The 2051-nt window shown below is 67.7% G+C and carries 2 protein-coding genes; both read right to left on the bottom strand.

From position 1 onward, the window contains the following. Positions 1-250: 250 nt before the first annotated feature. Positions 251-1090: a glutamate ABC transporter substrate-binding protein gene (locus QH276_RS19225; protein ID WP_280399872.1), complete on the bottom strand. Its 840-nt coding sequence runs from the start codon at positions 1088-1090 to the stop codon at positions 251-253. A 73-nt stretch (positions 1091-1163) separates the two neighbouring features. Then, positions 1164-1892: an amino acid ABC transporter ATP-binding protein gene (locus QH276_RS19230; RefSeq protein WP_280399871.1), complete on the bottom strand. Its 729-nt coding sequence runs from the start codon at positions 1890-1892 to the stop codon at positions 1164-1166. Positions 1893-2051 lie beyond the last annotated feature (159 nt).

A 2051-nucleotide genomic window follows, 5' to 3' on the forward strand; every position in this document is an offset into this window, starting at 1 on the left:
CCGGCCGGCCCGATTGCCCTTCGCTGCCCGTTGCCGCCGGGAGAATACCGGAGCGGGGACACCGGCCGGCCGGTAGCTGGACAGTGCCTCCACGCCCCCGCCTCCGTATGCGCCGGCACCGGACGGGCGTCCCGGGGGTCCTCTTATCCCCCAAAAAACCCCACCCGGGGGGGGCCCCCCCCCCCCCCCCCGGGGGGGCCGGGTCGGGGGGGCCGGGCCCGCCCCCGCCCGGCCCCTCCGGTTCAGTGATTCAGTACCGGTCCACCTGCGGTGCCTCCGGGGTGTCGTAGCTGGCCGCCTTGCCGACCGTTTCCTGGAACGCGGTGGCCCAGGCGCCCGAGGTGATCATTTCCTCGATCGCGTCGTTGATCTTGTCGCGGGTTTCCTGATCGCCCTTCTTGACGCCGATACCGTAGTTCTCGGTGGTGAACTTCTCGCCCACGACCTTGTACTTGCCGGGCGACTGCGAGGCGTAGCCGGCCAGGATGATGTCGTCGGTGGTCACCGCCGCGACCGCCCCGCTGTTCAGGCCCTCCAGGCACAACGAATACGTGTCGTAGGTCTGCAGCTGGGTGTCCGGGTACTTCTTCTGGATGTTCTGGGCCGGCGTGGAACCGGTCACCGAGCACACCGTCTTACCGGCGAGGCTTTCCGGGCCGGTGATCTCGTTGTTGTCCTGGCGCACCAGCAGGCTCTGCCCGGCCACGTAGTAGGGGCCGGCGAAGTCGACCTTCTCCTTGCGGGCGTCGGTGATCGAGTAGGTGGCGACCACGAAATCGACCTGGCCGTTCTCGATCAGCGTCTCGCGCTGGGCGGACGGCGCCTCCTTGAACGTGATGGCGTCCGGCTGCACCCCGAGTTTGGAGGCCACGTACTTGGCGACCTCGACGTCGAAGCCGCTGTAGGTGCCGTCGGTGTTGCGCAGGCCCAGACCCGGCTGGTCGTACTTGATGCCGATGGTGAGCTTGCCCTCTTCGGCGTTCTGCAGGGCGGTCTGATCGCTCCCGCCGCCGCAGGCGGTGGCGGTAGCGGCGGTCACAGCCATGGCGACCGCCCCGACCGCGAGGCGGAATGCTCGGTTGATCCTCATCGGGTTTCCTTCCCTCATCTTCTCGATGCTGCTGGGCGGCGCGGTGTCCTCGCGCGCCGCCGTCGCCGGACTGTCAGTGGCTCAGGATCTTGCCCAGGAAATCCTTGGCGCGATCGGATTTCGGCGCACTGAAGAACGTCTCCGGGTCGGTGTCCTCCACGACCTGGCCGTCGGCCATGAACAGCACGCGGTCGCCGGCGCGGCGGGCGAATCCCATCTCGTGGGTGACCACCAGCATGGTCATTCCCTCCTTGGCGAGGGAGACCATCACATCGAGTACCTCGTTGACCATTTCCGGGTCGAGCGCGGAGGTGGGCTCGTCGAACAGCATCACCTTCGGGCTCATCGCCAGGGCTCGGGCGATCGCCACGCGCTGCTGCTGGCCGCCGGACAGCTGCGCCGGGTACTTATCGGCCTGGTCGGCGATGCCGACGCGTTTCAGCAGTTCCATGGCCCGGGCGCGGGCGTCGTCCTTCTTGGCCTTACGCACCTTGATCGGGGCGAGCATGACGTTCTCGACGATCGTCTTGTGCGCGAAGAGGTTGAACGACTGGAAAACCATCCCGACATCGGCGCGCAGGGCGGCGAGATTGCGGCCCTCGGCGGGCAGCGGCACCCCGTCCACCCGGATCTCGCCGGAGTCGATCGGTTCCAGCCGGTTGATCGTGCGGCACAGGGTCGATTTACCGGAACCCGAGGGGCCGAGCACGATCACGACCTGCCCGCGGGGCACCTCGAGGTTGATATCGCGCAGCACATGCAGGGCGCCGAAATGCTTGTCGACAGCGCGGAGGGAGATCATCGGCGGCGCGGCGGTATCGCCCGCCGCACCGGGCGCGTCGGCGTCGGTGGGGTCGGTCATGTAGATGACCGTAAGCCGAATCTCCGGATTTTCGCGCCTTTAGGCGACACACCCGGACGCCACCCCGAGCCGACATTCGCCCATAACACGGTGGTAAAA

It is taken from the genome of Nocardia carnea, from assembly GCF_029869215.1.
Lineage (GTDB): Bacteria > Actinomycetota > Actinomycetes > Mycobacteriales > Mycobacteriaceae > Nocardia > Nocardia carnea_B.